The following is a 26,549-nucleotide window of genomic DNA, read 5'->3' as shown; positions in this document are numbered from 1 at the left end:
TAAGCCAGAGGGTGTTGTGAATAATGAGTGACGTGAATAACCCTGATGATCTGCTGGGCATTAGCCGTTTCCTGCGCCAGCAACATGTACTGACGCTGTGTGCGGGTAGCGGTATGGATATGTGGTGTGCCAACTGTTTTTACGTATTTGATGAAACGCAGATGGCGCTATTTATCATGACAGAAAAGCATACCCGACATGGCGAACTGATGCAGATAAACTCACAGGTTGTCGGCACCATCGCCACCCAGCCGCGCACGGTAGCCTTGATTAAAGGTATTCAATACCGCGCAGAGATAAGCGAATTAACAGGGGATGCGGAACACCGCGCTCGCCAGCTCTACTGCCGCCGCTTTCCGGTGGCTAAAGTGGTATCCGCTCCACTCTGGCAGCTCAATCTGCTGGAAATTAAGATGACTAATAATACCCTTGGTTTTGGCAAAAAACTGTATTGGCAGCAAGACTCTTCACTATAAATTCCCTGTTTTAATGATAACTGCTATTTTTCGATTCTATGTAATAGTGTTTCTGGTATGTATTATTCATAACAATTGATTTCAATAATTGTCTCCGCACGTTTTCGTGGCGTTAGCATCAATACCATAAGGCAGGAGGTCAGATGGCGAAGGTATTATTACTGGGCGCAAGTGGCCTGGTGGGGGGCGAATTACTGCGTCTGCTACGTTTGGATGCCAGAGTGACATCCATTATTGCACCCAGCCGTAAACCCTTGCCAGTCATGAATAAACTCATTAATCCTCAGGGTGAAAATATCGGCGAGTTGCTGAAAACCTTGGATCAGCCGGTGGATTTGGTCTTTTGTTGTTTGGGGACCACCCGCAAGCAAGCTGGCAGCCAGGCGGCATTTCGTCTGGTGGATTATCGGTTGGTATTGGCCGCCGGTGAAACCGGCTTGCGGCTGGGAGCGCGGCATTTTCTATTGGTAAGTGCGATGGGGGCTAATGCTAACTCATGGGTGTTTTATAACCGCACCAAAGGTGAGGCCGAGCGTGACTTACAGGCTCAGGGCTGGCCACAACTTACTTTTGCCCGGCCCTCAATGCTGGCTGGTCAGCGCGACAAGCCCCGCTTGATGGAGAGCCTGAGCGCGCCTCTGTTTGCTTTATTGCCGGATAAGTGGCGCTTGATTAAAGGCAAAGATGTCGCACAGGCGATGCTGGATCAAGCATTTGCGCCGCCGAAAGAGGGCGTGACAATCTTAACCTCAGCTCAGATGCAGCAGCGTTGATTATAACAGGGTAATCGTCTGATTATCATGGGCGATTGCCACGCCTGCCGGTAATGGGTGGTCAAGCAACCATCGGTCAAGTTGGTGGCTGGCGTGGGTCAGTAACGTCTGTTGTGGCATCAGCAAATCCTTAATGGCTAACGCGATGGTCACATCATTGTGATTGCGTGGTGGCGGCGTCTGCGGCGGGTGGCTGCAATCCAGTACCAGCAGATCGATATTTTTGCTGGTCAGAAATAGCGCACTATCAGCGGGCAGCCCGACGGTATCGGTCAGATAGGCGATGGTTCGGTTGGGGCTTTGCAATAAATAGCCGAAGGTTATTTTGGAATGGGTTAGCGGAACCGGTGTGACTCGTAAGTTACCAAAATGGAGGGTCTGGAATGCGGCCATCGGCGGCTGAAAATGCAGAATTCCAGGATGTTTGAACAGATCGTCACAGCCGTCTGGATCCGGCGGTCCGTAGATCGGGATCGAATTTCCGCATCCCCAACGTAACGGAAATAACCCCTGAACATGATCCATGTGGTAATGTGTAAGCAAAAAACGCTGAATTTCCCCCGCAGTAAACTGCTGATCCAGTGTCGGCAATCCGGCATCAATCAAGGTGGTTTCCCCCTGATATCGCAGCATGGCACTGCAAGGTTTACGGCCCAATGCGGGCTGCACTCTGGCTTTAGCACAAATCACACAGTCACAACCAAATACCGGCACTTGCTGGGCGCAACCGGTGCCTAACAGTGTCAGTTCCATTTTTTATCCCCCATTTCTTTACTGGTTATGGGGGGCGCTACCAGTAATTGTTGTAACTGCCCCAGTGTGTGGTGCAGCTCACCATCATTAGACAGTTGCAAACAATTAAGCGGTAGCTGTTGCTGATAGTGCTGCGCCCGTTGTAATCGTGCATTGATCTGTTCATTGTTCTCTCGGCCACGTTGCTGCAATCGTTGCGCCAAAATAGCCGGAGAAACCGTCAGACAGAGCGGCAAAAGTTGGTCGGGATAGCGCTGTTGCGCCTCAGGCAGATAAGCTCTGGAGCCATTAACCACCACATCTAACCCGTGTTGTAGCCAGATATCAATCTCAATGCCGACCCCATAGCGATACTGATGCGCTTGCCAGTACAGTGCGAATAATCCTTGGGCCGCCCGCAGTAAAAATTCCTGTTCACTCAGCGCAACATGGTTTTCCGCCCCGGCATTGGCTTGGCGGGTGATATAACGATGTGCCACGATAATATTTGCCGGATTGGCTGCCCGCAGAGCCGACAGCAGGCAATCTTTTCCGGCACCCGATGCCCCCATCAGATAGATTAAGCGCGCCATCAGAACACCTGTATTCCCTGACGCCAGACGTTTTGCACGTAAACATGTTTACTTTGCGCACTGTCATGAGCGCGTGCCAGTATCAAATCAGCCCGTTTACCTTCGGCAATGACACCGCGATCCTGTAGCCCCAAGGCGCTGGCAGGATTACGTGTTACCAGATTGACCGCTTGCGGCAAGGTGAAGCTATTCGTTGCATCGTGTGCGATACGGAAGGCCGCATCCAGCAAGCTGGCTGGGTAATAGTCAGACGATAAAATATCCAATACTCCAATAGCGGCCAGTTGGTGTGCGGCAACATTTCCTGAATGGGAGCCGCCACGGACGATATTTGGCGCGCCCATCAATACTTGTAAACCATGCTGATGTGACGCTCTGGCCGCCACCTCCGTGGTGGGAAACTCAGCAATCACACTGCCCAGTGCTTGTGATTCCGCTACATGTTCCACAGTGGCATCATCGTGGCTGGCGAGTGGAATACCTCGCCGCGAACAGTGATCGGCGATTGCTGTTCGATTCGGCGCGGACCAGCGCGCTGACAGGGTGATTTGCTCTTCCTCAAACTCTGCCATTTGTTGATCATTAAGATGGTATTTGCCCTGATAATATTCGCGATATTTTGCCCTGGAGGCGAATTGACGCTGGCCTGGTGAGTGATCCATCAGCGATACCAATGACAGTTCAGGCTGCATCATCAGTTCTTCAAACAGCGGCAGGGTACTTTCATGAGGTAATTCACAACGTAAATGAATCCGGTGTTCTGCCCGGTTCAGTCCCGCCCGCTGGCTATCCACCACCGCATTAATCATTTTTTGCAGATTATCCAGACGATGCCCGCCATCGCGAACATCGCCAATTGCCACGGCGTCCAACACGGTGGTGATGCCACTGGCAACCATCAGCGCATCATGGCTGCTCATCGCCGAATGGGCAGGCCAATCAACGTTGGGGCGTGGGGTAAAAAACTTGTCCAGATTATCGGTATGCAGCTCGATCAACCCCGGCAACAGCCAGCCATTTTGTCCATCTATGGCGGCAGAAAGTTGGGTTTGGCGATCACTGTAATTGTGGATAAGCCCATTTTTGATTTCGAGCGATCCGTTGACCACCTGATCTTCAAGAATAAGATTGATGTTATTGAGGATCATGCGGGTATCTCCGGGCTGGCATCGGCGGGAAAGGGCGTCATGACCAGTAAGCGATCACTGACATGGTTACGAACGGCCTCATCGTGGAAAATCCCAATGATGGCGGCCCCTCGCTGTTTAGCTTCATCAATCAGGCTAACGACTGCCGCGCTATTGGTGCTGTCGAGCGAGGCCGTTGGCTCATCAAGCAGCAATATGGGGTAATCTTTGATAAAACCACGGGCGATATTGACCCGCTGCTGCTCACCGCCGGAAAAGGTCGAGGGGGCCAGATCCCATAAGCGTGGTGGAACATTGAGGCGAGTCAGGAGATCCTGCGCGCGCTGTTGGCATATATGGCGCTCAACGCCAAGCTCCAGTAGTGGTTGCATCACTACATTCAATGCGCTGATCCGTGGGATCACCCGCAAGAATTGGCTGACCCAACCCACCGTATGACGGCGTACCTCCATAATTTGTCGCGCTGGTGCTGCCACAATGTCGAGCCATTCCCCCTGATGCTTGACCCAGATATGCCCGCTGTCAGGCAGATAGTTGGCATATAAAGAGCGTAGCAGAGTGGATTTACCACTGCCGGAATGGCCGTGTAGCACGACACATTCTCCGCTACTCACTTCCAGTGAGGTTTGATGCAATACCGGCAAACGAATACCATGCTGGTGGTGTAGTACGAAGGTTTTACTGAGATTCTCAACTCTCAGTTGTGGGTGATTCATAGGCCGTTGCAGGTGATTCATAGTGAGTTCTCGTTAATCGATTCGCTGGCTAAGAGACAAAACAGTCAGTTTTGTAGCACCGATGAGACCAATAGTTGGGTATAGGGATGATGGGGATCGTCTAGCACTCGATCGGTCAGGCCGCTTTCGATCACCTGGCCTTCCTTCATCACCAGCAACCGGTGTGCCAATAGCCGGGCCACACCGAGATCATGAGTGACAATCACTACTGCCAGTTGCATTTCCACCACCAGATTGCGCAGTAAATCCAGCAATCGCGCTTGTACTGATACATCCAGGCCACCCGTCGGTTCGTCCATAAATACCAGCTTGGGATGGGTCACCAGATTGCGGGCAATTTGCAGGCGCTGCTGCATGCCGCCGGAGAAGGTGGTGGGCAAGTCATCCAGACGTGATAGTGGGATCTCGACATCCTCCAGCCAGCGCCCTGCTTGTTGGCGGATATCGCCGTAATGGCGCTGGCCAATCGCCATCAAACGCTCGCCGATATTGCCACCGGCGGAAACTTGTGGGCGCAAACCATCCAGTGGATGCTGATGAACCACCCCCCACTCAGTGCGCAGTAAACGGCGGCGCTGACTTTCAGCCATCTGATATAAATCAACCGGTTGTTGTGCATCAGAATGGTAAATAACCTGCCCTTGCTGTGGTGCCAACCGGGCAGAAATCGATTTTAATAAGGTGGTTTTGCCGGAGCCGGATTCACCGACAATTCCCAATACTTCACCGGGATAGAGCTGGAAAGAGACATTGCTAAACCCCTTACCTGGCGCATATAAATGCGTGAGATTCTCCACTGATAGCAGTGGGTGAGCGGCTGCGGATGGTGAAATAACGTGTTCGGAGATCATTGAATATTTACCTCTTGTGCCGCTACTTGCGCCAGTTGCTGCTGGCAAAAATCAGTATCAGAACAGACAAACATTCGGCTGCCCTGATCGTCCATCACCACTTCATCAAGATAGCTGTGGCGCGAGCCGCACAAGGCACAGGGGCTAGCCCACTGCTGCACGGTAAACGGGTGATCGTCGAAGTCCAGACTTTCCACCTTGGTAAAGGGGGGCAGGGCATACAGGCGCTTCTCGCGACCGGCACCGAACAGTTGCAGGGCGGGCATCATGTGCATTTTGGGGTTATCAAATTTCGGGATCGGTGAAGGGTCCATCACGTAGCGATCATTCACTTTGACCGGATAGGCGTAGGTGGTGGCGATATGACCGTAGCGGGCGATATCTTCATACAGTTTTACCTGCATCACGCCATATTCTTCTAACGCATGCATTTTGCGCGTTTCGGTTTCGCGTGGTTCGATAAACCGCAGCGGCTCTGGGATCGGCACCTGATAGATAAGGATTTGATCTTCGCTTAGCGGTGTTTCGGGAATGCGATGCCGGGTTTGGATCAAGCTGGCATCGACAGTGCTTTCGGTGGTTGCCACCCCACTAACCCGCTGAAAAAAACGGCGGATAGAGACTGCGTTGGTGGTGTCATCAGCCCCTTGGTCGATCACTTTTAATACATCATGGCGGCCAATCAGGCTGGCAGTCAGTTGAATGCCACCGGTGCCCCAACCATAAGGCATCGGCATTTCCCGCCCGCCGAACGGCACCTGATAACCGGGGATCGCCACTGCTTTTAGCAGCGCACGGCGTAAAGTCCGTTTGGTTTGCTCATCCAGGTAACCCAGATTATAACCAGTGAGAACCTCAGTCATGGTGTGGTTCCTGTTCTTGAGATGAGGGTTGGTGAGAGGATGAACAGTGCTCGTGGCGCAAGCGTTTTAATAGCGCCAACTCGGCCTGAAAATCTACGTAGTGAGGCAGTTTAAGATGAGAAACAAAACCCGCAGCTTCGACATTATCAGCATGGGAAAGTACGAATTCTTCATCCTGCGCCGGGCTGGTGACATTTTCGTCATGTTCGCGGCTTTGCAAGGCTCGATCCATCAGCGCCATCGACATGGCTTTGCGCTCGCCACGGCCAAACACCAGACCATAACCCCGCGTAAAGTGCGGTGGTTCTGATTCCGGGCTGACGAAGCCATTTACCATCTCGCATTCGCTCAGCAAAATTTCGCCGATATCAATAGCAAATCCCAGTTCTTCCGGTTGAATTGAAACGCTCAGATGACCAGTGCGGATCTCGGCGGCAAAAGGATGGGTGCGGCCATAACCGCGTTGCGTGGAATAGCTTAGCGCCAACAGAAAACCTTCATCACCACGGGCCAGTTGTTGCAACCGGGCCGAGCGATTGCAGGGGTAAACGGGGGGATTGCGGGTGATATCTTCCGGCTGAGTACCGTCATCTTGCTCTGTCAGTGCTAGCTGCTCTTGAGCCAATAAATCAAACACATGGGCACAATTATTCTGTAGTAAATCATCGGGTAATGCTTCGCCACGCTTGGGGGCTTGCGGTGTATCGCCTGCGGCCAACAGGGTAAAATCCAGTAGTCGATGGGTATAATCGTAGGTTGGGCCGAGCACTTGCCCGCCGGGTAAGTCTTTGTAAATGGCCGAAATACGGCGCTCTAGCCGCATATGCTCGGTTGCCAGCGGTTGGCTGACGGCCAAACGGGGCAAGGTTGTGCGATAAGCGCGTAGTAGGAAAATGGCTTCTACTAAATCGCCGCTGGCTTGTTTAATTGCCAGTGCAGCCAGCTCGCGATCGTAGATGCCGCCTTCGGTCATCACCCGATCAACCGCCAGACCGAGTTGTTGCTCAATTTGCTCACAATCGATCGCCGGGATCTGAGTGTCCCCGCGCCGTTGCTGTTCCAGCAATTGATGGGCTGCTGCAATCGCTTTTTCGCCCCCTTTGACTGCAACGTACATCAGCACACCTCCACATGGGTGGTTCGTGGGATTGCCATCAGGCTCTCGCCACAGGTAAACATAAAATCGATACCAGCCGGAAATGCGGCAGGGCGGTTAAGCAGATAATTCAAAACGGCGACGGGCAGGTGGGGTGCAACGGTGCGGCTGTGTTCAATGCCTGGCCCGCGTAACCGCAATGGCACGCCGTGGTGTAGGCTGTCGGTCTGAATCACCACCGTAGTGGATTGTTCCGGTGAGAGTTCATTACCTGCCGGGCAGGTAGCGAGTTGCTCTGCTGTTATCTCATTATTAAATAATGAAAAAGAGGATTTATCACTGCATGTCGTCAGGGGCGCACCGGTATGAAAACGCACATTGTGTTGCACGGTGTCACTATTAAGTGCCGCGTCGAGATAAAGTGGTGTCTCCTGATCGGCCAGCGTGAGCAGAACACTGGTGGTTGCCGGGTTCAGTGGTTGCCAGCCGGTAGCATGAGGCAGTGTTACCAGCACGCCAGGTTCACTCAACGCTTTGAGAATACGGCGAAAAGTGTACTGTGCATCATCCACGGGATGCTCAAAGTGAGTTAATAGGCTCATCAGTCCTCTCCCCGCACCAAGGTGAAGAAATCAACCTTACTGGCCGTGATAGCACCAGCGCGTAATTGCCGCCGTTCTTGCTGTATTGCGGCCAGTGGGTGAATCACGGTTTTCAGCAATAATTCATTCAACCCGGCGGGCTTACCCTTAACGGTAGAGTGTTGCAACAAGGCATCCAGCACGGCGCACAGCTCGGCATGAGGCTTATTACGCCCGGCAATGTAGCTGTAACCATAAACATCCATGCTGTCGTTAAGCCTGATAACAGCGCGCGTTATGGTCATATCGCCAAGGATAAAACGGCGGCCAGTCGCCCCCATCCGTGCCTGTAATTGGTTTAGGCCTATCTCTGGGGCGCGGATCACTTGGTATTGCGGTGACAAATTCAAGGCTTGCCAGTGAGCAAGCAGCTCTGCTGGCTGGCTGTGGGCTAACACCGACATCCAGTTTTGCCGAAGGGTATGGTGAGTTTCCATTCAGTGCTCCATCGTCAATTCAATCATGTCGGCCCGCGTCAGGCTGACGGAGTATTCCGCCACTTGCTGACTATCAACACAGATATTTAAGGTACGTACACAGAGCAGCGGCGCATGAGTCGCAATCTCGAGTAAGCGGCTCTCTTTTGCCTGCGCACGACGTGCGCTGATGCGGGTTTGGCTACGATTCAGTGGTTGTTGTAAATGCTGGGTGATGAATTGATGCAATGAACCGGAGTTGAATTGCTGTAAAGCCGGCCACCAGCGCAGATCTGGCAGGTAGTGATCGATAACACAGACCGGCACGCCATTAACCCGCCGCAGAGTACGTAAATGGATCACGGTGGTGCCTTCCGCCAGTGAGAGTGCTTTGGCTACATGCTCTATACACGGGCGCAAAACTGCGAGTAAGCGCTCACTGGTGGGGTCACTACCTTGATCCAGCAAGTTCTGGCTAAAGCGAGCATTAGCATGCAGTGGATAGTCATATGGGCGCATTAATACCAGCGTGCCGATACCCTGGCGGCGTTGTAGCCAGCCGCGCTCAACCAGTTCATCCACCGCCCGGCGCAGGGTATGGCGGTTAACTTGATAGCGATCAGCCAGTTGTTGTTCTGACGGCAGGTAATCGCCACAACGATAGGCCCCGCGCAATTCTTGTTCTAATTGGGCCGCAATTTGTTGATAGCGGGTGGGGTAGCTGGTCGGTGGTCTAGATAAGTGCATGGCAGATATACCCTCGCAGTGCTATCCCCCTGATGGCCGTTTCTAGCCGCAGCGAAGCAACAGAAGTGGCAAAACGGACGGGCAGATGGTGGATAGTCATAGTGATAACCGGTAAGTGATCTCACCGCTATGCTGGCTGCTTTTGATGACAGTAGGGTTAAGCTGAGATGGCGGAACGATGAAGTTTTACGGCGTGCGATATTATTTTGGCGTACCTAATTCGGGAGGGGAAATGAGTCGCTACGGATTAATATTGAGAAGGGATTTGAGTCGCCATTCTGAACCTGAACAGTGTGCAGAATGGCGGAAATAAATTAACGCAGGTGATGGATAACCTGATTACCGCTGCCGCGCCAGAGCAGTGAGGGATCTTTTAGATCTTGCACGAACTTGCCGTCAACCAACACGTTGATCAGATCAACCACTTGTTGTTGTTCGTCGGTCAGTTCAGCCAAAGTGTAACCTGTCCAGATCCAGATATCTTTGCCGTCGCACTCATTACGCACTCGCTTAACCAGTTGCAGTATCGCGGACAGGTTTTGCGGGTGCAGCGGATCACCGCCGGAGAGGGATAACCCCTGCCGATGGATACGGGTATCATTCAGATCAGCAACTATCTGATCCTCTATTTCACGGGTAAATGGCTTACCCGAATTCAGTCGCCAGGTACTTTTGTTATAACAGCCGACACACTCGTGCACGCAGCCAGAGACGAACAGCGTGCAGCGTGTGCCTGGGCCGTTGATGACATCGACCGGGTAGTATTGATGATAATTTATAATCAGTGCCTCCCTTTGTACTTGGCGCTGCGGGGGTGTTGGCTACGTTCACTTACCCGAATCACTTACATCAGTAAGCTCATCGGGATTAATGAGCCTCATCCTTTATGCTAACCCTGCGGGCTAGCATAAATGCTGTTCAAATCGGTTCCCGACCGATTTGAATCTCCCTTGCCGGCTACCTGCAACTCCAATTACTTTGGGTAATATCGTATTAAGTGGTTAGCCCAGTTGTCCATTCGCCAGATGTTTCACGCGTCGTTTCACTTCTTCTTGCTTACCGGCATTGAATGGCCGCGCATCCGGGCTACCCAGATAGCCACATACTCTACGGGTTACTGAGACTTTCGATGGCTCATGATTGCCACATTTCGGGCAGGTAAAACCTTTGCTGGTACAAGAGAATTCACCGGTGAAGCCACATTCGTAGCACTCATCAATTGGCGTGTTAGTACCGTAATAGGGCACTCGGCTGTAGCTGTAATCCCAGACATCTTCCAACGCTCTGAGGTTATGCTGCAAGTTAGGGTATTCGCCGTAACAAATGAAGCCGCCGTTCGCCAATGGTGGGTAAGGTGCTTCGAAGTCCAGTTTGTCGTATGGGTTAACTTTCTTCTCAACGTCCAGATGGAAGCTGTTGGTGTAATAGCCCTTGTCGGTGACGCCATCCACCACGCCAAATTCAGCGGTATCAAGGCGGCAGAAGCGGTCACACAGGTTTTCACTTGGTGTGCTGTACAAGCTGAAGGCGTAACCCGTTTCATCTTTCCAGGTGTCTGTTGCTTGTCTCATCCGTTCGACGATAGCCACGCCCTTTTCACGCAATTTTTCGTCATCAAAGACATGGGTCTGATGACCAAACAGCGCATTAACCGTTTCATGGATACCGATAAAGCCCAGCGAGATGGATGCGCGGCCATTTTTAAAGATCTCAGAAACGTTGTCGTCGGCTTGTAAGCGCACGCCGCAAGCCCCTTCCATATACAGAATCGGTGCCACACGTGCTTTAATCCCTTCCAGACGGGCAATACGGGTCATCAGGGCTTTCTTGGCTAACAGCAGGCGTTCATCCAGTAATTGCCAGAAGTGGGCTTCATCGCCTTTGGCTTCCAGCGCAATACGTGGCAGGTTAAGGCTGATAACCCCCAAGTTATTACGGCCATCATGGATCTGTTTACCCTCTTCTTCATACACACCGAGGAAGCTGCGGCAGCCCATTGGGGTTTTAAAGGAACCGGTGACTTTTACGACTTGGTCGTAATTCAGAATGTCTGGGTACATGCGTTTAGTCGCACACTCCAGCGCCAACTGTTTGATATCGTAATTGGCATCACCAAACTTGTGATTCAGACCATCACGGATAGCAAACACCAGTTTTGGGAATACCGCGGTTTTGCGATTTTTGCCCAAGCCAGCAATACGGTTACGCAAAATGGCCTGCTGGATCATGCGTGATTGCCAACTGGTGCCCAAGCCAAAACCGAAAGTGACAAACGGTGTCTGACCGTTGGCGGTGTGAAGGGTATTAACTTCATATTCCAGCGACTGGAAGGCGTCGTAACACTCTTTCTCGGTGCGCGACATGGCATAACCGGCGGCATCAGGAATTTGCCACTCTTGGGCCACAGATTTATGTTTGTTAAAACTTTCAGTGACAAACGGGGCCAGAATTTCATCGATACGGTTAATGGTTGTACCACCATAGATATGGCTGGCAACCTGAGCGATAATTTGTGCGGTCACTGCGGTGGCAGTAGAAATGGATTTCGGTGGTTCGATTTCCGCATTACCCATTTTAAAGCCTTGGGTCAGCATGCCATCGAGATCAATCAACATACAGTTGAACATCGGGAAGAAGGGCGCGTAATCCAAATCGTGATAGTGGATTTCACCTCGTTCATGCGCTAACACCACATCCCGTGGCAAGATATGCTGTTTGGCATAATGTTTCGCGACAATACCCGCCAGCAGATCGCGCTGGGTGGGGATCACTTTACTGTCTTTATTGGCATTTTCGTTAAGCAGCGCTTTGTTACTTTGCTCAACCAATCCACGGATTTCCTGATTCAGGCGACCACGCAGTTCCCGCGAGATATCCCTGTCATGGCGATATTCAATATAGGCGCGAGCTAACTGCTTGTATTGACCGGCCATCAGTTGGTTTTCTACCGCAGTTTGGATGTCGCGGATATCAACTTTCGGCTGGTTTTCCATCGTCTGAGCGACCACTCGGGCAACAGTTGCACAATAATCTGCGTCCACAACGCCAACAGCTAAGGCTGCACGCTCGACGGCTTCCTTGATCCGCACCTCATCGAAAGGTACCTGACAACCGTCCCGCTTAATCACTACTGTTTTCACAATGCCTGCTCCTGTTGCCTGTAGCAAAGGTTATCCACAAGACAAGCCGCAGCGCATAAGGGCTGCGGGGAAGGTGTGGATGGTTTGTGGATAACTACTACATATAGGTGTTTGAATTACTATAAACACTATATATGGGTAATGGCAGAAGTGACAGTCAACTAATTTGACTTAGAACAAGGAAATCGACGTTAGGTCTATTCCCTGTTCAGTGCGTCACAAAAACGATATTTTTATGTGACTTATTGTGCGGATAAAGCGTGATGCGGACCGAAATGTTTTAACAGAAAATCAACCCAAACGCGGACTCTGGGCGGTAAATCGGCAGAAGCATAATAAAGCCATACTGGGGTAGGGGCGGGCCAGTAACTCGCCAATACGGGCATAAGGCTACCGTCAGCAAAATGTGATGCTGCATGCCATTGTGCCACATAGGTGATCCCCATATCCGCTAATGCGGCATGTAGCAGCATATCCGGCTGGGAAGAGATCAAACGACCTGACAACTCTAAAGATTGTACCTCATTATTTTGCTGCAATTGCCATTTTACTCTCCGGCCATTTGATGGATTACGGTGTATTAAACACTGATGTTGATAGAGATCCTGTGGGCTGGTGGGTGAACCATTGCGGGCCAGATAAGCAGGGGATGCCGCCAGAAGCATTTGCATTGGGTAAAACTGGCGGGCAATTAAGCGGCTATCGGGATCGATGCGAGTACCGATACCGACATCAAATCCTTCTCCGACCAAATTCACCACTCTGGCCTCCAATGAAAGATCCAAATCAATCTGTGGATAACGCGCCATAAATTTTGGAATAAGTGGCATCAACAGTTGGCGGCCAAAGCCGGGGATGACACTGACCCGTACCGTACCACTGGGTTGTTGCTCATCATTATTACGCACCGTATCCAGTGTGTTGGAAAGTGCCTGCCACAGTGGTGCCACTCGTGCCAGTAATGTTTTGCCTTCATCCGTTAGCACCACGCTGTGGGTATTGCGCTGAAACAGACGTAGCGCCAGTTTTTCTTCCAGTACGCGGATATTCTTGCTGACCGCAGCAGGTGTGATACCTAGCTGTCTGGCGGCGGTGGAGAAGTTCTCACTCTGAGCTGCGGTGAGAAAAGCGGGCAGTAAACGATGAATATCCAAAGGCAGCGACATAGTGGTTGATACCTTGAGTTGAAATTAATGTGACTGATAGCAGCCTACACCTGCCTGCCGGAAAATGAAAAAATAAGGTTATCAAATTGGTTGGAGAAAACGCTATGTCCGGTATTTTAGTTTTAACATCCCATCGTCACCCAGATGAGTCTCGTATTAACCGTCGGTTGATAGAGGCAATCCGCCCATTAGCGAATGTCACGGTGCATGAATTGATGCGTGAATACCCTGATTTTCAAATAGATGTGGTGCGGGAACAGGAGTTGTTGAAGTCACATGATGTGATTGTGATGATGTTTCCGTTTTACTGGTACAGCTCACCGGCTATTTTAAGTGAATGGCAGGATGCGGTATTAACTCATGGTTTTGCCTACGGCAGTGGTGGCAATAAGCTACAGGGTAAGCCGTTGCAGTTGGTGGTTTCCACGGGTGGGAAGGCACAGGATTATACGCCACAAGGATATAACCGTTATCCGGCGTTGGATCTGTTATTACCCTTCCATGCGATGGCGAACCTGACCGGGATGGATTATTTGCCACCGTTTTTGGTGCAGGGGGCAAATGAGATGTCTGAAGATACTTTAGATCGTTATGTTCAGGGTGTGGTGGGGTTGGTTAAGGGGTTTTAGTCACTCGTCCTGGTGGTAAGTGATCCGGTTTATTATTTTGGTTGATTTGGTTGTTGGAGTAGATCGGATCATTATTTTGGTTGATCCGGTGCTCGGATTCGGTTGTTATAACTTTACGGTTAACCTAGCCTTAGTCGCCTCAACCGCCAAAGGGGGCGGGCGCGCCCCCTTGTGGAATCCCGCGCTTGCGCGAAATATTGTGGCTTCGCCATGCCCTCCGGCCGCTTGCAGGCTAATCGAACCGGGGCCGACTCGCTCCCAGCTCGACAGCCCCTTTCGCCGCGTCCATGCGGCTCATTCGGCCTGCAATCTTTGTCGGCAATATTCCTGATTGCGCCCAACGTCAAAATCAAAACCTTTTCTTTAGGTTTTGATGTTTAAAAGCACATTTGAGCAGCCGAGTGAAGAGTGTTGCAAGGGCAACCCGCCAAGGATGGCGGGTTGAGGTGTGCTTGAGCATGGATGCGAATCACACCGTCCCGCCAGCGAAGTGATGAACCGAGGGTACCTGCGCAGCAGGCCAGCGATACGTGCGCAAGCGCGGATTGTTAAGGCCCACGCTTATGGGCCTTAACTCGGTTGAAGCGGCGGAAATTAAGTGAGCGCTGAATGATTATCAACCGAAACAGTGATCCGATCTATTCTATCAACCGAATCTGAGCACCGAATCAACCGAAACAGTGATCCGATCTACTCTAACAACCGAATCTGAGCACCGAATCAACCGAAACAGTGATCCGATCTACTCTAACAACCGAATCTGAGCACCGAATCAACTGAAACAGTGATCCGATCAACTCTATCAACCAAACCTTAACCCACGAGTGAACGGCAAAACGCTATCCCATAAAATGCTCAGCCAGCTCTAAATCCTGCCGGGTAAACTCTCTTACTATCTTCCCGCTCTCCATCAGGGCCGCGCGTTCAGACATATGGGCCACCACATCGCTGTCGTGGCTGACCAATAAATATGTCATGCCATGTTCGCGTTTCAAGTGATTGAGCAAATTGAGGATCTCTGCCTGCACTGACATATCTAACGCCGAGGTTGGCTCATCCAACAACAACAGTTTAGGGCGTAGCAGCAAGGCGCGGGCAATAGCAATACGTTGGCGCTGGCCGCCAGAGAACTGATGAGGGTAACGCTGGGCGGCAGAAGCAGGCAGACCTACTTGCTCTAATGCACTGACAATTCGCTGCTGGATATTCTTTTCACCATGAATCTTTAATGGCTCACCCAGTGTGCGCTGGATATTATGCTGAGGGTGCAGCGAGGCATAAGGGTCTTGAAACACCATCTGCACATCTTTACGCAGTTGGCCGGTGAAACGGTGCCCTGGCCGTAACGGTGTACCCAGCAAGGTTATCTCTCCTTGCCATTCTCGCTGTAGACCGGCCAGAGTGCGTAATACGGTGGATTTACCACAACCGGATGCACCGATCAGGCTGAAGGTTTCACCCGCTTCAACCGCAAAACTTACGGATTCAACCGCTGTTTTTACCTGATTCTTCTGAGGGAAACTGACCCGAAGATTATTGACTTCAATCAGTGCCATGGGAACCTCCAGAGAAATCAGCGCTGCGATCTAATACTGGCAAGTCAGTGCCATAGGTGCCGGCATTCGGGCGGCAAGCCCATAACGTATGGGTATAAGGATGAGTTGAATAAGGTAAATCTGCCGCCGCCCCCTGATCGACCAGTTTCCCTTGATACATCACCAGCACGCGATGGCAATGCTCAGCGACCAACGGCAAATCGTGGCTTATCAACAGTAAACTCATATTGCGCTGCTCGGTTTGTTCAACAATCAATTCAAGAATTTGATTACGCAGTTTGGCATCTAAGGCTGATGTTGGTTCGTCGGCAATTAATACTCGAGGGTTATTCACCAACGCTATAGCTAACATCGCCCGCTGGCCCATTCCGCCGGAGAGTTGGCCGGGATAGCTGTGATAAGCACCTTCATTCAGCCCAACGGCGGCCAGTGCGTTTAATACCCGCTCATGAGCATCAGCCCCTGAAAGGGCATTATGTAACAGCAAGGATTCTTCAATTTGCTTACCCACGGTTCGCACCGGATTCAGTGCGTAGCGGGGGTCTTGCAGCACCATAGCAATTTCACTGCCACGTAACGCACCCCACTGTTTCGGCTTGAGGGATGTCAAATCGTGTTCGACGATCTTACCGGGGTTTCCTTGTGCATCGGTATTGTCAGAGTAATAACTCAGCTTTTTGGCGCTGACTTTGCCCGGTGAGCGGACTAATCCCATCAATGCTCTGGCAGTAATAGATTTACCGGAACCAGATTCACCAACCAGAGCGACGCGCTCATGGCCAAGCTGGAAAGAGATATTATCCACCACCCGCTGTTGTTTAAAGTCGACACTCAAGCCTTCAACGGCGAAAATTTTATCAGTCATGGTGAGGATCCAAAATATCGCGCAGGCCATCGCCTAACAGATTAAAAGCCATACTGCTGAGCAAAATGGCGCAGCCTGGAATGGCGGCGATCCACCATTGATCGAAGATAACCTGCATTCCGTCGGCAACCATTGATCCCCATTCGGACATCGGCGGTCGGGCACCCAGGCCGAGGAAACCTAACCCGGCAGCGGCCAAAATAATGCCTGCTAAATCCAGCGCCAGACGCACCACCGCCGAGGGAAGACACATGGGTAAAATATGGCCCCACAGCAGCCGAAGACCTTTAATTCCCATCATTTCAGCGGCGGCCAGATAATCACTTTTGCGTAATAATTGGATCTCGGCTCTGGCCTGACGGGCATAGGCCGGCCAGGTAGTCAGTGCCAATGCCAATGCGCCATTAATCAAACCGGGGCCGAGCATCGCCACGAAGGCAAAGGCCAGAATCAGCCGTGGCATCGACATCACTACATCAGTGATGCGCATCAAAATGCGTTCGAGCCAGCCACCGTAATAACCGGACAGCACGCCGACCAGCAACCCCAATGGTAGTGTGATCACGGTAACCAACAGTACCAGCCCTAAGGTTGGGCGGGTGCCGTAAATCAGGCGCGACAGCATATCGCGGCCATAACTGTCAGTACCGAGCCAGTGGTGTGCACCCGGCGGTAATAAACGGTCGGCTGCGTTTTGCCAGTTGGGATCTTGTGGCGCTAACCACGGGGCGAAAATCGCAATGATCACCAGTGAGGAGAGAATAAACAGCCCAATGCTGGTGGAGGGGGAACGCTTTAGCGCGTGGCAGAAGGTTATCATCGACATATCAGCGCGTTCTCGGATCCAGCAGGCGGACCAACAGATCCGTCACATTGTTAATCAAAATAAAGCAGATACCTAGCAGCAGTGTCCCGCCCATAATCGCGGTGGTATCGCCGGCAAATAGAGCGCTGGTCAGATAGCGGCCAATACCCGGCCAGGCAAAGACGGTTTCAGTTAACACCGCGCCTTCCAACATACTGGTATAGGCCAGTGCAATCACAGTCAGCAACGTACCACGGATATTGGGTAGCACATGCATCAGCAGAATTCGCATTTCACCCGCGCCTTTCGCTCTTGCCAATGTAATGTACTCTTTATTCAACTCGCTCAGGCAGGCTGAACGGGTCAGGCGGGTGATACTGGCCAGGGCATAATAAGAAAGCAGGGAAACCGGCAAAATTAAGTGGGCAATGGCATTACTAAAGGCACCGGTATCATCGGAGCGCCAGGTGTCGATCAGCGCAAACCCCGTCTTCGCTTCCACGGTATATTGATAAATATCGTCAAGGCGGCCGGGGCCTGGGCTCCATTGCAAGCGCGCATAAAACAGCAGCAACATCAGCAGGCCAAGCCAAAAGATAGGTACCGAGTTACCCAGCAGGGTAATAAAGCGAATAGTGGCATCCAGCTTGCTGCCTGCCCAGCGGGCGCACAATAAGCCGAGGATAACGCCCAGTGCTGCGCCAATCACTAAGGACAAGGTGGCCAGCTCTAACGAGGCGGGGAAAACCGTCAGCAGATCTTGTAACACCGGTTGGCCGCTGGCACTGGCAGTACCCAGATCGCCATGGAGCAGCCGCACCAAATAGTGCCAGAACTGTACTGGTAATGGCTGATCCAGCCCAAGTTGGTGTTTAACTTGTTGATAGGTAGCCTCACTGGCGTGGTCACCCACAATTTGTAATACCCGATCCACTGGCGACAGCGCCGAGAGGAAAAAGGTAATTACCAGTAGACCGAATAAGGTCAGGGCCAGAGTAAATAAACCCTGTAAAAACCCCCAAAGACGACGCCGGGATGGGGATCCCGGCGTATTATTTAGTGCGACAGACATCAACTAGCAACTCACTATTTCACAAATAAATTTATCAACCAGCTATGCCCAAGAACTTGGCGTTACAGGTAGGCGGCAAGTGAACGAGTCCCGAGAGCTTACACTGGTAAGTGATTCGGGTGAGTTCGCGCAGCTAACAACCCTGCAACTTCAAGTACGCAGGGAATAGGCTATTTGCTGACACGGTCATAATAGACCATATCCGCATTCAGACCTTGCTGATAGCCTTTTACGTTATCTCGCAGCACAACTTGTGCTTTGGCTTGATCAATAAAGATATAAGGCGAGTTCTGTTGCAGCTCTTGTTGCAACTGGGTGTAGAGCGCAGTGCGTTTTGCCGGATCGGCTTCTGCAACGGCGGCCAATGTTTGTTTATTCAGCTCAGGAATAACCCAACCGTTTAAACCCGCAACGGTGCTGCTTTTGCCGTCGTTATAGGCAAAGGCGCTGGCATTGGAGTGCGCATCGAAGTAATCCGGGATCCACAAACGGATAGCAGACTGATGTTGTTTGGCTCGAACTCGGCCATACACCTGGCTGCCTGCTGCTGGCAGTAACACCAGTTTCACGCCACCTTGGGCAAAACTTGCCTGTAACGACTGAGCGATAGTGATAAACGGTGGTTTGTTCTCAACATCCAGTGTCAATGTGGCATCTTTAATACCTGCTTTGGCCAAAATCTCTTTGGCTTTAGCCGGATCAAAGGTGAAAGGCTTGCTTTCCAGTGCGCCCGGTAAACCAACCGGCAGGAAGCTTTGATGCACGAAATATTGGCCTTTCAGCAGATCTTTAGTAATCCCTTCATAATCAACCAAATAGCGGGCAGCCTGCCAGAATTGGGGTTTGCTCAGTAATGGGTTAGCGGGATTAGCCGTATTGAAAACCAAATAGTTTTGTTCCGCTGATGGGATCTCAACTACCTTGACGCCGGCTTGCGTTTTCAGCGCGGCTGTCTGATCTGGCCCCAATTCGCGGGCAATATCCGCATCACCCTGCTGAATCAACAGGCGGCGGGCGCTTGGGTCCGGTACGTTCTTGATAATAATATTTTTAATCAGCGGCTTATCACCCGGAGATGTCGGGTTGGCGTCCAGCACAATGGCTTGGTGCGGCTGATACACCCGCATTTTGAATGGGCCACTACCGGCTGAGTGCATTTTCAGCCAGGCATTGCCATAATCATTTTCTTTTACATTGGCGGTGACGGCTTTCTTATCAACAATTGAGGCGATTGGGGTTGATAAGATATTCAGAGCAACCGCAGGGCTAACATCGGCGCTCCAGCTCAGTTGCACGGTCTTGTTATCAATCTTTTTCAGATGTTGATCGATATTGCTTGCGTCCCAGCCCAGTACATTAAGGATGAAAGCTGGTGAACGGTTCATTTTTATCGCACGGGTAAAGGAGTAAATCACGTCATCGGCCTGCACTGGGTTACCAGAAGCAAACTCAGCCTTAGGGCGTAATTTCACCGTCAGGGTTTTGGCTGCGGCATCACCTTGCCAACTTTCAGCAAGGATCGGCACTACTTTTGCCGGATTATCGCGATCAGCCTGTACCAGACGCTGGTAGAGACTCGGAACCGTCTGAATGCTCGACAGTTCATTACTTTCAGCCGGATCAAGACTGACGATATCATCCAGGGATTGCACTACAACCAGAGTATCTGGCGGCGTTGCTGCAAGTGCGCTACCAGATAGTGCTGTCAAAACCAATAATGACAGAATTTTAGCTTTCATTGTGACTCCCCGAAATGGGCTACAACCACGAATATTTTTCGCGTTAATAGCCAGTATAGATAGTTAACATCGCTAGGAAATTATTGTTTTTTCGACTATTTCATCGCAGTTTCTCACGATAGTGGCTTTCCTGTCTGTGGTCAAAGTCTCAACAGTTATTTGTTATAACAATTAGTGATAAAGAAATATTACAAAAAAGTAATGATTATTAACTCGCCCAGCAGCAGCACAATCTTTATTCCAGATAAATAAATGTTAAACGCTTCCCACACAATGAGGGATGAATTAGTTATAATGAAACGTTATTTCATTTTATTCACCCCAAAGGGAAAGCCATGATTACCGGAAATATTCACCATTTGGAATTGTTGCCTTATCTGCCTGCACAATTAAAAGAAGCTATTGAATATGTGAAGAGCCATATCACCGCAGAAACCCCATTGGGTAAGCATGATATCGATGGCAATAATCTCTTCGTATTGATCTCCAATGACTGCACGGATTATCTGGAAAATCGCCGTGCGGAATACCACGCTAAATATCTGGATATTCAGATTGTTTTGGCGGGCGTCGAGGGGATGACATTCAGTAATCAGCCTGCCGGTAAGCCGGATACTGACTGGTTGGCGGACAAAGACATTGCCTTTCTACCGGCGGGTGTTGATGAGAAGCTGTTTGTCATGCAGACCGGTGATTTTGTGGTGTTTTACCCAGGTGAAGTACATAAACCACTGTGTGCGGTGGGGGAACCGGCTAATGTGCGCAAAGCGGTTGTGAAGATATCTGTAAAATAAGCTATTTCACTCGCCAGCTTGAGCTTCGGGCAGTGCTCGCCGCCGTCACATACTCCGTGTATGCTCCGTTGGCTGCGCACTGTCCGCACTCAATTTGCCTGCGCCAATAACGCTTATTGATTTGTTGTGAAAATAATTAAAAGCCGATACATCAGATGATCGGCTCTGTTATGTTTAGTCTTGGCCCAATGTGGCGACCATCACTGCTTTGATGGTATGCAGGCGGTTTTCTGCCTGATCAAATACGATGCTATGGGTGGATTCAAACACCTCTTCGGTAACTTCCATTCCACCGGGCAAATCATACTGTTCGGCCATTTGCTTGCCTACGGTAGTTTGGTCATCGTGGAATGCTGGCAGGCAGTGCAGGAATTTGACCCGCGGGTTACCGGTGAGTTTTACCACCGCCATGTTGACCTGATAAGGTTTCAGTAAGCTAACACGTTCTTGCCACACCTCTTTTGGCTCACCCATTGACACCCAAACATCGGTATACAGGAAGTCAGCGCCTTTTACCCCTTCGGCAATATCTTCTGTCAGCGTGATTTTACCGCCCGTTTTCTGTGCCTGCGCCCGGCAAGCCGCCACCAGATTAGCCTCTGGCCAACATGCTTTTGGTGCAACCAGGCGTAGATCCATCCCGACCAGCGCCGCTGCTTCCAGCATGGTGTTACCCATGTTGTTACGTGCATCACCAAGATAGGCAAATTTCATTTCACTCAGCGCTTTACCTGGTAAATGCTCTTGCATGGTCAGCAAATCAGCCAGTAACTGGGTTGGATGAAATTCATTTGTCAGACCATTCCATACCGGAACACCGGCAAATTCGGCTAATGTTTCAACGATTTGCTGGCCGTGGCCGCGATATTGGATACCGTCATACATGCGCCCTAGCACTCTGGCGGTATCTTTAATTGATTCTTTATGCCCAATTTGGCTCCCACCTGGGCCGAGGTAAGTCACGCGAGCACCTTGATCATATGCGGCAACTTCGAAAGAGCATCGAGTACGAGTCGAGTCTTTTTCGAAGATGAGCGCGATATTCTTACCTACCAACTTTTGCTGCTCACGGCCTGATTTCTTGGCTTGCTTGAGTTCAGCAGCCAGATCCAGCAGGGCCGTAATCTCGGTGGGGGTAAAATCCAGTAACCTCAGAAAGTGACGTTTATAGAACTGACTCATCTGTTCATCTCCATTTGCCCTTCATACTTGCTGTCTGACTACAACACCAATTATTAGGGGATTAATTGAACTTCAATGTGAATTTAAATTCAATTTATACGTATAAATATTCAATTACAACCCTAATCAATAAATCTTTCTCGTTTATAGTGGAGGCATTAGCGTGGGTGTGGGAAAATAGCACCATACAAAGCCCATTGACTGAGGATAAAGGCATGGCAAACCGCGAAATGCTGGACGAACAACGTGACGAAACCCGCCTGATCATCGAAGAACTGCTGGAAGATGGCAGTGATCCAGATGCGCTATACACCATCGAACATCACCTGTCTGCTGAGAAGTTCGAGGTGCTGGAGAAGGCTGCCGTTGAAGCATTCAAGCTGGGTTATGAAGTAACAGATGCTGAAGAGCTGGAAGTGGAAGATGGCTCATTAGTGATGTGCTGTGACGTGATCAGTGAAGTTGCGCTAAATGCTGAAATCATTGATGCACAGGTTGAACAACTGATTGCCCTGGCTGAGACCTGTGGCGTTAACTACGATGGTTGGGGCACCTACTACGAAGACCCGAACGCCGAAGATGACGAAGACGGTGATTTCGGCGATGAAGAGTTGGTGGATGAAGACGACGACGGTAAGCGCCACTAAATTACCCTTCGTCCTTGACGCTATAGCGGTGTTAGCTGCACTCACTCACCCGAATCACTGACTTGTGTCAGCTCATCGGGATTTGCTCGTTTGCTGCCTTGCTATAGCGCCAATGACTTTGGGTAATTGCTTTGGTGCTTGACGCTATAGCGGTGTTAGCGGCATTTTCCAGCTAATACTATCAGGGTGCGTTATGCGCCCTGAATAATCACAGTTTTTTCAGCATCGTCACTTCGCAGTCCACATGGCCAGTATTGCCCATCGAACAGTCAATATGCTCAAAACCCAGTTTCTCATATAAGCCAATGGCGCTGGTCAGGCTGGCGGTGGTTTCCAGATAGCAGCGGCCAAAGCCCTGCTGACGAGCAAAAGCTAACGCTTGTAACGCCAACTGCTTTGCCAAACCTTTACCGCGTAATATGGGCAGGAAATACATTTTCTGCAATTCACACAGATCGGCTTCGCCACCTGACAACGGCGCTACGCCGCCGCCGCCAGCGATATTACCGTCCACCTCGATCACCCAGTAAGCGCTACGTGGCTGACTATACAGCTCAAATAAGTGATCCAGATTAGGATCAGACACGGTATAGCCTTTATCTGCGGTCAAGCCGAATTCAGCCGAAACATCACGGATAACATTGGCAATAGCAAGATTGTCTGCGACGGTGATAGGGCGCACCAGCAGGCGGATAGGTGTGGCAGTGGTCATGGCGTATTACTCTATAAACCGATGGGTAATAACATAGTAATAATCTGTAATACCATCTATACCCGTCATACTTCAAGCTGTATGTGCGTTGGTTACACTCAATAACCCGAATCATTTACTACCAGTAAGCTCATCGGGATGATCTCGCTTGCCACCTTCCTACAACTTGAATTATTTAGGCTATGACACTGAATTAATGCAATGATAAAAAAACAGCGGGTAAATAATTAGCCCGCTGTTCTTATCTGGCTATCGTGGTCTGAGTTAATTACAGAGCTGCGATGACTGCCTGCTGCTCAATTAACTTCTGTTTAGCTTCAGCGCAGGCCGCCATTCTTTCACGCTCTTTGGCGACCACCGCTTCAGGCGCACGCGCCACAAAGCCTTCGTTACCCAGCTTGCCTTCGATACGCTCAATCTCGGCTTCCAGTTTTGCGACTTCCTTCGCCAAACGATCCAACTCAGTAGCTTTATCGATCAAGCCCGCCATTGGGATCAGCACTTCTGCGCCTTCAACCAGTTTGGTCACCGATACAGGGCCTTTATCACCGTCAGCGAGCAGCGTGAGGGAGGACAAGCGTGCCAGCGACTGGATGAAACTCTGGTTTTCCAACACGCGGCGCTGAGCTTCAGCACTGGCACCACGCAGTATGACTTCCAACGGCTTACCTGGCGCGATGTTCATCTCTGCACGGATATTACGCACCGCAATGATGGTTTGCTTGATCCATTCCAAATCACTCAGGGCTTTTTCATCGACCTGGCTGGCATCATATTCTGGGAAAGGCTGCAACATAATGGTATCTGCTGTAATGCCTTTCAGGGTTTTAACCCGCTGCCAGATGGTTTCAGTGATGTAAGGAATGATTGGATGCGCTAAACGCAGCAATGCTTCCAGCACCTCAATCAGGGTATGACGGGTACCGCGCAGCTCAGCATCAGAACCACTGTTCATCACCGGCTTGGTCAGCTCCAGATACCAGTCACAGAACTGGTTCCAGGTAAACTCATACAAAATACCCGCCGCCAGATCAAAGCGGTAAGTGTCCATCGCTTCACGGTAGGCTTTGATGGTTTGATTGAATTCAGCCAGAATCCAGCGATCAGCCAGTGATAGCACCATTTCGCCACCATTCTGCCCGCAATCCTGCCCTTCAGTATTCATCAGCACGAAACGGCTCGCGTTCCACAGCTTATTACAGAAGTTACGATAGCCTTCCAGGCGTTTCATGTCCCAGTTGATATCACGGCCGGTAGAGGCCAGCGCTGCCAGCGTAAAGCGCAGGGCATCAGTGCCGTGCGGTTCAATACCGTTCGGGAACTGTTTCTCGGTGCGCTTGCGGATTTTTTCCGCCAACTGTGGCTGCATCATGTTGCCGGTACGTTTTTCCAGCAATTCTTCCAGTGAAATACCGTCAACCATATCCAGTGGATCGATGACGTTACCTTTCGACTTGGACATTTTCTGCCCTTCGTCATCACGGATAAGGCCGGTCATATAGACGGTCTTAAACGGCACCTGCGGCTTACCATTTTCATCTTTCATAAAGTGCATGGTCATCATGATCATGCGGGCAATCCAGAAGAAAATAATGTCGAAACCACTGACCACAACACTGGTCGGATGGAAGGTTTTCAACGCGTCGGTTTGCTCAGGCCAGCCCAATGTGGAGAACGTCCACAGACCGGATGAGAACCAAGTATCCAGCACGTCTTCGTCTTGACGCAATGCCACGTCTGCGCCCAGATTGTTTTCGCGGCGCACTTCAGCTTCATCGCGGCCGACGTACACTTTCCCTTGTTCGTCATACCAGGCTGGAATGCGGTGGCCCCACCACAGTTGGCGAGAGATGCACCAATCCTGAATGTCACGCATCCATGAGTAATACATATTTTCGTACTGCTTAGGCACGAACTGAATTTCACCGTTTTCTACCGCTTCAATGGCCACTTTCGCCAGCGGTGCTGTGCGTACATACCATTGGTCGGTCAGCATCGGTTCGATAACCACGCCGCCACGGTCACCATAAGGTACTGTCAGGTCGTGTGGCTTAACCTCTTCTAGCAGGCCAAGCTTATCAAATTCAGCGACAACAGCTTTACGGGCAGCAAAACGCTCCAAACCCTGGAACTGTTCTGGGATCGCACCGCTGCAAGCATCGGTAGCTTCACCGTTAGTATCAAACACTTCAGCTTCAGCACGGATATCACCGTCGAAAGTCAGAATGTTGATCATCGGCAGGGCGTGACGTTTACCCACTTCATAGTCATTAAAGTCATGCGCTGGGGTGATTTTCACGCAACCGGTGCCTTTCTCCATATCGGCATGTTCGTCACCGAGGATCGGAATACGGCGGCCAACTAACGGCAGGATAACTTCTTTGCCGATCAGATCCTTATAGCGCGGATCTTCCGGGTTCACTGCAACACCAGTATCACCCAATACGGTTTCCGGGCGAGTGGTGGCGACCACCAGGTAATCTTTACCTTCGGCAGTTTTGGCACCATCGGCTAGCGGATAACGCAGATGCCACATGGAACCTTTAGATTCGCGGTTTTCTACTTCCAGATCAGAAATAGCCGTGCGCAGTTTTGGATCCCAATTCACCAGGCGCTTGCCACGGTAAATCAGATCTTCTTTATGCAGGCGGACAAACACTTCTTTAACCGCATTAGACAGGCCATCGTCCATGGTGAAACGCTCACGCTCCCAATCCACGGAGTTACCCAGACGGCGCATTTGGCGAGTGATGGTGCCGCCTGATTCGCCTTTCCACTGCCAGATTTTATCGATAAACGCATCGCGGCCGTAATCGTGGCGGGTTTTGCCTTCTTCTGCGGCAATCTTACGCTCAACCACCATTTGGGTTGCGATACCGGCATGGTCGGTACCCGCCTGCCATAGGGTATTTTTCCCCTGCATGCGCTGGTAGCGAATTAAGGTATCCATAATAGTCTGCTGGAAAGCATGGCCCATGTGCAGGCTGCCGGTTACGTTCGGCGGCGGGATCATGATGCAATAGCTTTCTTTGCTGGTATCGCCATTTGGCTTGAAATAGCCCTGCTTTTCCCAATGCTCATACAGCGGTTGCTCGATTTCCTGCGGGCTGTATGTTTTATCGAGGGATGGCTCAGTTTTGTCGATATTAGAAGGTGTTTTTTCCATTTT

General features: G+C 50.8%; 26 protein-coding genes. 5 read left to right on the top strand and 21 right to left on the bottom strand.

Translation table 11 applies throughout. The features are described 5' to 3' along the window. Positions 1-23: 23 nt before the first annotated feature. Together EL015_RS18880 and EL015_RS18875 are read left to right on the top strand one after the other, a co-directional pair. Positions 24-476 (top strand): YhbP family protein, encoded by a 453-nt coding sequence (locus EL015_RS18880; protein WP_005186517.1) that lies wholly within the window; start codon positions 24-26, stop codon positions 474-476. Positions 477-619: 143 nt separating this feature from the next. Next, on the top strand, positions 620-1,249 hold the full coding sequence (locus EL015_RS18875; RefSeq protein ID WP_005186520.1) for a Rossmann-fold NAD(P)-binding domain-containing protein: 630 nt from the start codon (positions 620-622) through the stop codon (positions 1,247-1,249). Here EL015_RS18875 and phnP read toward each other — a convergent pair whose 3' ends face one another. The 13 genes from phnP to EL015_RS18810 all read right to left on the bottom strand — a co-directional run bounded on the left by phnP (position 1,250) and on the right by EL015_RS18810 (position 13,379). After that, on the bottom strand, positions 1,250-2,002 hold the full coding sequence (phnP, locus tag EL015_RS18870) for a phosphonate metabolism protein PhnP (protein WP_032906648.1): 753 nt from the start codon (positions 2,000-2,002) through the stop codon (positions 1,250-1,252). Continuing rightward, positions 1,993-2,574 carry a ribose 1,5-bisphosphokinase gene (gene phnN, locus EL015_RS18865; protein WP_032906649.1) on the bottom strand — a complete coding sequence of 194 codons (582 nt, stop codon included), beginning with the start codon at positions 2,572-2,574 and terminating at the stop codon, positions 1,993-1,995. Before phnN ends, phnP begins: the two co-directional genes overlap by 10 nt. After that, positions 2,574-3,722, bottom strand: a complete 1,149-nt coding sequence (gene phnM, locus EL015_RS18860; protein ID WP_032906650.1) for an alpha-D-ribose 1-methylphosphonate 5-triphosphate diphosphatase — start codon at positions 3,720-3,722, stop codon at positions 2,574-2,576. Before phnM ends, phnN begins: the two co-directional genes overlap by 1 nt. Next, positions 3,719-4,438 carry a phosphonate C-P lyase system protein PhnL gene (gene phnL / locus EL015_RS18855; RefSeq protein ID WP_005186537.1) on the bottom strand — a complete coding sequence of 240 codons (720 nt, stop codon included), beginning with the start codon at positions 4,436-4,438 and terminating at the stop codon, positions 3,719-3,721. The genes phnM and phnL overlap by 4 nt, the downstream gene beginning before the upstream one ends. A 65-nt stretch (positions 4,439-4,503) precedes the next feature. Next, positions 4,504-5,310 carry a phosphonate C-P lyase system protein PhnK gene (gene phnK / locus EL015_RS18850; RefSeq protein WP_032906652.1) on the bottom strand — a complete coding sequence of 269 codons (807 nt, stop codon included), beginning with the start codon at positions 5,308-5,310 and terminating at the stop codon, positions 4,504-4,506. Further along, positions 5,307-6,173 (bottom strand): alpha-D-ribose 1-methylphosphonate 5-phosphate C-P-lyase PhnJ, encoded by an 867-nt coding sequence (locus EL015_RS18845; protein ID WP_032906653.1) that lies wholly within the window; start codon positions 6,171-6,173, stop codon positions 5,307-5,309. Before EL015_RS18845 ends, phnK begins: the two co-directional genes overlap by 4 nt. Further along, entirely contained in the window at positions 6,166-7,290 is a 1,125-nt protein-coding gene (locus EL015_RS18840) for a carbon-phosphorus lyase complex subunit (protein ID WP_005186543.1), read from the bottom strand. The genes EL015_RS18845 and EL015_RS18840 overlap by 8 nt, the downstream gene beginning before the upstream one ends. After that, on the bottom strand, positions 7,290-7,871 hold the full coding sequence (phnH, locus tag EL015_RS18835) for a phosphonate C-P lyase system protein PhnH (RefSeq protein ID WP_032906656.1): 582 nt from the start codon (positions 7,869-7,871) through the stop codon (positions 7,290-7,292). Before phnH ends, EL015_RS18840 begins: the two co-directional genes overlap by 1 nt. After that, the gene (phnG, locus tag EL015_RS18830) at positions 7,871-8,347 is read right to left on the bottom strand and encodes a phosphonate C-P lyase system protein PhnG (protein ID WP_005186555.1); all 477 of its coding nucleotides are present in this window, start codon (positions 8,345-8,347) and stop codon (positions 7,871-7,873) included. Before phnG ends, phnH begins: the two co-directional genes overlap by 1 nt. Next, a complete protein-coding gene (gene phnF / locus EL015_RS18825) occupies positions 8,348-9,073 on the bottom strand; it encodes a phosphonate metabolism transcriptional regulator PhnF (RefSeq protein WP_005186558.1) in 726 nt (241 codons plus the stop codon). 314 nt (positions 9,074-9,387) lie between these two features. After that, positions 9,388-9,852 (bottom strand): anaerobic ribonucleoside-triphosphate reductase-activating protein, encoded by a 465-nt coding sequence (gene nrdG / locus EL015_RS18820; protein ID WP_032906658.1) that lies wholly within the window; start codon positions 9,850-9,852, stop codon positions 9,388-9,390. A gap of 222 nt (positions 9,853-10,074) precedes the next feature. Then, entirely contained in the window at positions 10,075-12,213 is a 2,139-nt protein-coding gene (gene nrdD, locus EL015_RS18815) for an anaerobic ribonucleoside-triphosphate reductase (RefSeq protein WP_005186566.1), read from the bottom strand. A gap of 242 nt (positions 12,214-12,455) precedes the next feature. Continuing rightward, positions 12,456-13,379 (bottom strand): LysR family transcriptional regulator, encoded by a 924-nt coding sequence (locus EL015_RS18810; protein ID WP_005186569.1) that lies wholly within the window; start codon positions 13,377-13,379, stop codon positions 12,456-12,458. Between the two features lie 104 nt (positions 13,380-13,483). On the opposite strand from EL015_RS18810, the gene EL015_RS18805 reads away from it, so the two are divergent. Continuing rightward, the gene (locus EL015_RS18805; RefSeq protein ID WP_005186573.1) at positions 13,484-14,008 is read left to right on the top strand and encodes an NAD(P)H-dependent oxidoreductase; all 525 of its coding nucleotides are present in this window, start codon (positions 13,484-13,486) and stop codon (positions 14,006-14,008) included. 839 nt (positions 14,009-14,847) lie between these two features. Here the strand turns inward: EL015_RS18805 and EL015_RS18800 are convergent. The 5 genes from EL015_RS18800 to EL015_RS18780 form a co-directional block, all read right to left on the bottom strand. Beyond that, positions 14,848-15,564: an ABC transporter ATP-binding protein gene (locus EL015_RS18800; protein WP_032906660.1), complete on the bottom strand. Its 717-nt coding sequence runs from the start codon at positions 15,562-15,564 to the stop codon at positions 14,848-14,850. After that, on the bottom strand, positions 15,551-16,429 hold the full coding sequence (locus EL015_RS18795) for an ABC transporter ATP-binding protein (protein WP_032906662.1): 879 nt from the start codon (positions 16,427-16,429) through the stop codon (positions 15,551-15,553). Before EL015_RS18795 ends, EL015_RS18800 begins: the two co-directional genes overlap by 14 nt. After that, entirely contained in the window at positions 16,422-17,255 is an 834-nt protein-coding gene (locus EL015_RS18790) for an ABC transporter permease (RefSeq protein ID WP_005186584.1), read from the bottom strand. Before EL015_RS18790 ends, EL015_RS18795 begins: the two co-directional genes overlap by 8 nt. 1 nt (position 17,256) lies before the next feature. Beyond that, positions 17,257-18,306 carry an ABC transporter permease gene (locus tag EL015_RS18785; RefSeq protein WP_005186585.1) on the bottom strand — a complete coding sequence of 350 codons (1,050 nt, stop codon included), beginning with the start codon at positions 18,304-18,306 and terminating at the stop codon, positions 17,257-17,259. A 170-nt stretch (positions 18,307-18,476) separates the two neighbouring features. Further along, positions 18,477-20,045: an ABC transporter substrate-binding protein gene (locus tag EL015_RS18780; RefSeq protein ID WP_005186586.1), complete on the bottom strand. Its 1,569-nt coding sequence runs from the start codon at positions 20,043-20,045 to the stop codon at positions 18,477-18,479. A gap of 335 nt (positions 20,046-20,380) precedes the next feature. On the opposite strand from EL015_RS18780, the gene EL015_RS18775 reads away from it, so the two are divergent. Beyond that, the gene (locus EL015_RS18775; RefSeq protein WP_005186587.1) at positions 20,381-20,839 is read left to right on the top strand and encodes a NanQ anomerase/TabA/YiaL family protein; all 459 of its coding nucleotides are present in this window, start codon (positions 20,381-20,383) and stop codon (positions 20,837-20,839) included. Between the two features lie 174 nt (positions 20,840-21,013). On the opposite strand, the gene argF is transcribed toward EL015_RS18775, so the two are convergent. Next, on the bottom strand, positions 21,014-22,021 hold the full coding sequence (gene argF, locus EL015_RS18770; RefSeq protein ID WP_005186588.1) for an ornithine carbamoyltransferase: 1,008 nt from the start codon (positions 22,019-22,021) through the stop codon (positions 21,014-21,016). A 215-nt stretch (positions 22,022-22,236) separates the two neighbouring features. On the opposite strand from argF, the gene rraB reads away from it, so the two are divergent. Further along, positions 22,237-22,668 (top strand): ribonuclease E inhibitor RraB, encoded by a 432-nt coding sequence (gene rraB / locus EL015_RS18765; protein WP_032906663.1) that lies wholly within the window; start codon positions 22,237-22,239, stop codon positions 22,666-22,668. Between the two features lie 208 nt (positions 22,669-22,876). Here rraB and EL015_RS18760 read toward each other — a convergent pair whose 3' ends face one another. After that, entirely contained in the window at positions 22,877-23,380 is a 504-nt protein-coding gene (locus EL015_RS18760) for a GNAT family N-acetyltransferase (RefSeq protein ID WP_005186590.1), read from the bottom strand. Between the two features lie 268 nt (positions 23,381-23,648). Next, complete coding sequence (locus EL015_RS18755; RefSeq protein WP_042568663.1) at positions 23,649-26,546, bottom strand: valine--tRNA ligase; 2,898 nt, start codon at positions 26,544-26,546, stop codon at positions 23,649-23,651. Positions 26,547-26,549 lie beyond the last annotated feature (3 nt).

The organism is Yersinia intermedia, from assembly GCF_900635455.1.
Classification (GTDB): Bacteria; Pseudomonadota; Gammaproteobacteria; order Enterobacterales; family Enterobacteriaceae; genus Yersinia; species Yersinia intermedia.
The sequence above is the reverse complement of the archived record's forward strand: the minus strand, read 5'-3'. Positions and strand labels throughout refer to the sequence as shown.

Bases quoted from the DNA above. Each gene is read 5' to 3' on its own strand.
- EL015_RS18880 (WP_005186517.1), top strand. From the start codon at position 24: ATGAGTGACGTGAATAACCCTGATGATCTGCTGGGCATTAGCCGTTTC.
- EL015_RS18875 (WP_005186520.1), top strand. From the start codon at position 620: ATGGCGAAGGTATTATTACTGGGCGCAAGTGGCCTGGTGGGGGGCGAA.
- phnP (WP_032906648.1), bottom strand. From the start codon at position 2,002: ATGGAACTGACACTGTTAGGCACCGGTTGCGCCCAGCAAGTGCCGGTA.
- phnN (WP_032906649.1), bottom strand. From the start codon at position 2,574: ATGGCGCGCTTAATCTATCTGATGGGGGCATCGGGTGCCGGAAAAGAT.
- phnM (WP_032906650.1), bottom strand. From the start codon at position 3,722: ATGATCCTCAATAACATCAATCTTATTCTTGAAGATCAGGTGGTCAAC.
- phnL (WP_005186537.1), bottom strand. From the start codon at position 4,438: ATGAATCACCCACAACTGAGAGTTGAGAATCTCAGTAAAACCTTCGTA.
- phnK (WP_032906652.1), bottom strand. From the start codon at position 5,310: ATGATCTCCGAACACGTTATTTCACCATCCGCAGCCGCTCACCCACTG.
- EL015_RS18845 (WP_032906653.1), bottom strand. From the start codon at position 6,173: ATGACTGAGGTTCTCACTGGTTATAATCTGGGTTACCTGGATGAGCAA.
- EL015_RS18840 (WP_005186543.1), bottom strand. From the start codon at position 7,290: ATGTACGTTGCAGTCAAAGGGGGCGAAAAAGCGATTGCAGCAGCCCAT.
- phnH (WP_032906656.1), bottom strand. From the start codon at position 7,871: ATGAGCCTATTAACTCACTTTGAGCATCCCGTGGATGATGCACAGTAC.
- phnG (WP_005186555.1), bottom strand. From the start codon at position 8,347: ATGGAAACTCACCATACCCTTCGGCAAAACTGGATGTCGGTGTTAGCC.
- phnF (WP_005186558.1), bottom strand. From the start codon at position 9,073: ATGCACTTATCTAGACCACCGACCAGCTACCCCACCCGCTATCAACAA.
- EL015_RS18810 (WP_005186569.1), bottom strand. From the start codon at position 13,379: ATGTCGCTGCCTTTGGATATTCATCGTTTACTGCCCGCTTTTCTCACC.
- EL015_RS18805 (WP_005186573.1), top strand. From the start codon at position 13,484: ATGTCCGGTATTTTAGTTTTAACATCCCATCGTCACCCAGATGAGTCT.
- EL015_RS18800 (WP_032906660.1), bottom strand. From the start codon at position 15,564: ATGGCACTGATTGAAGTCAATAATCTTCGGGTCAGTTTCCCTCAGAAG.
- EL015_RS18795 (WP_032906662.1), bottom strand. From the start codon at position 16,429: ATGACTGATAAAATTTTCGCCGTTGAAGGCTTGAGTGTCGACTTTAAA.
- EL015_RS18790 (WP_005186584.1), bottom strand. From the start codon at position 17,255: ATGTCGATGATAACCTTCTGCCACGCGCTAAAGCGTTCCCCCTCCACC.
- EL015_RS18785 (WP_005186585.1), bottom strand. From the start codon at position 18,306: ATGTCTGTCGCACTAAATAATACGCCGGGATCCCCATCCCGGCGTCGT.
- EL015_RS18780 (WP_005186586.1), bottom strand. From the start codon at position 20,045: ATGAAAGCTAAAATTCTGTCATTATTGGTTTTGACAGCACTATCTGGT.
- EL015_RS18775 (WP_005186587.1), top strand. From the start codon at position 20,381: ATGATTACCGGAAATATTCACCATTTGGAATTGTTGCCTTATCTGCCT.
- argF (WP_005186588.1), bottom strand. From the start codon at position 22,021: ATGAGTCAGTTCTATAAACGTCACTTTCTGAGGTTACTGGATTTTACC.
- rraB (WP_032906663.1), top strand. From the start codon at position 22,237: ATGGCAAACCGCGAAATGCTGGACGAACAACGTGACGAAACCCGCCTG.
- EL015_RS18760 (WP_005186590.1), bottom strand. From the start codon at position 23,380: ATGACCACTGCCACACCTATCCGCCTGCTGGTGCGCCCTATCACCGTC.
- EL015_RS18755 (WP_042568663.1), bottom strand. From the start codon at position 26,546: ATGGAAAAAACACCTTCTAATATCGACAAAACTGAGCCATCCCTCGAT.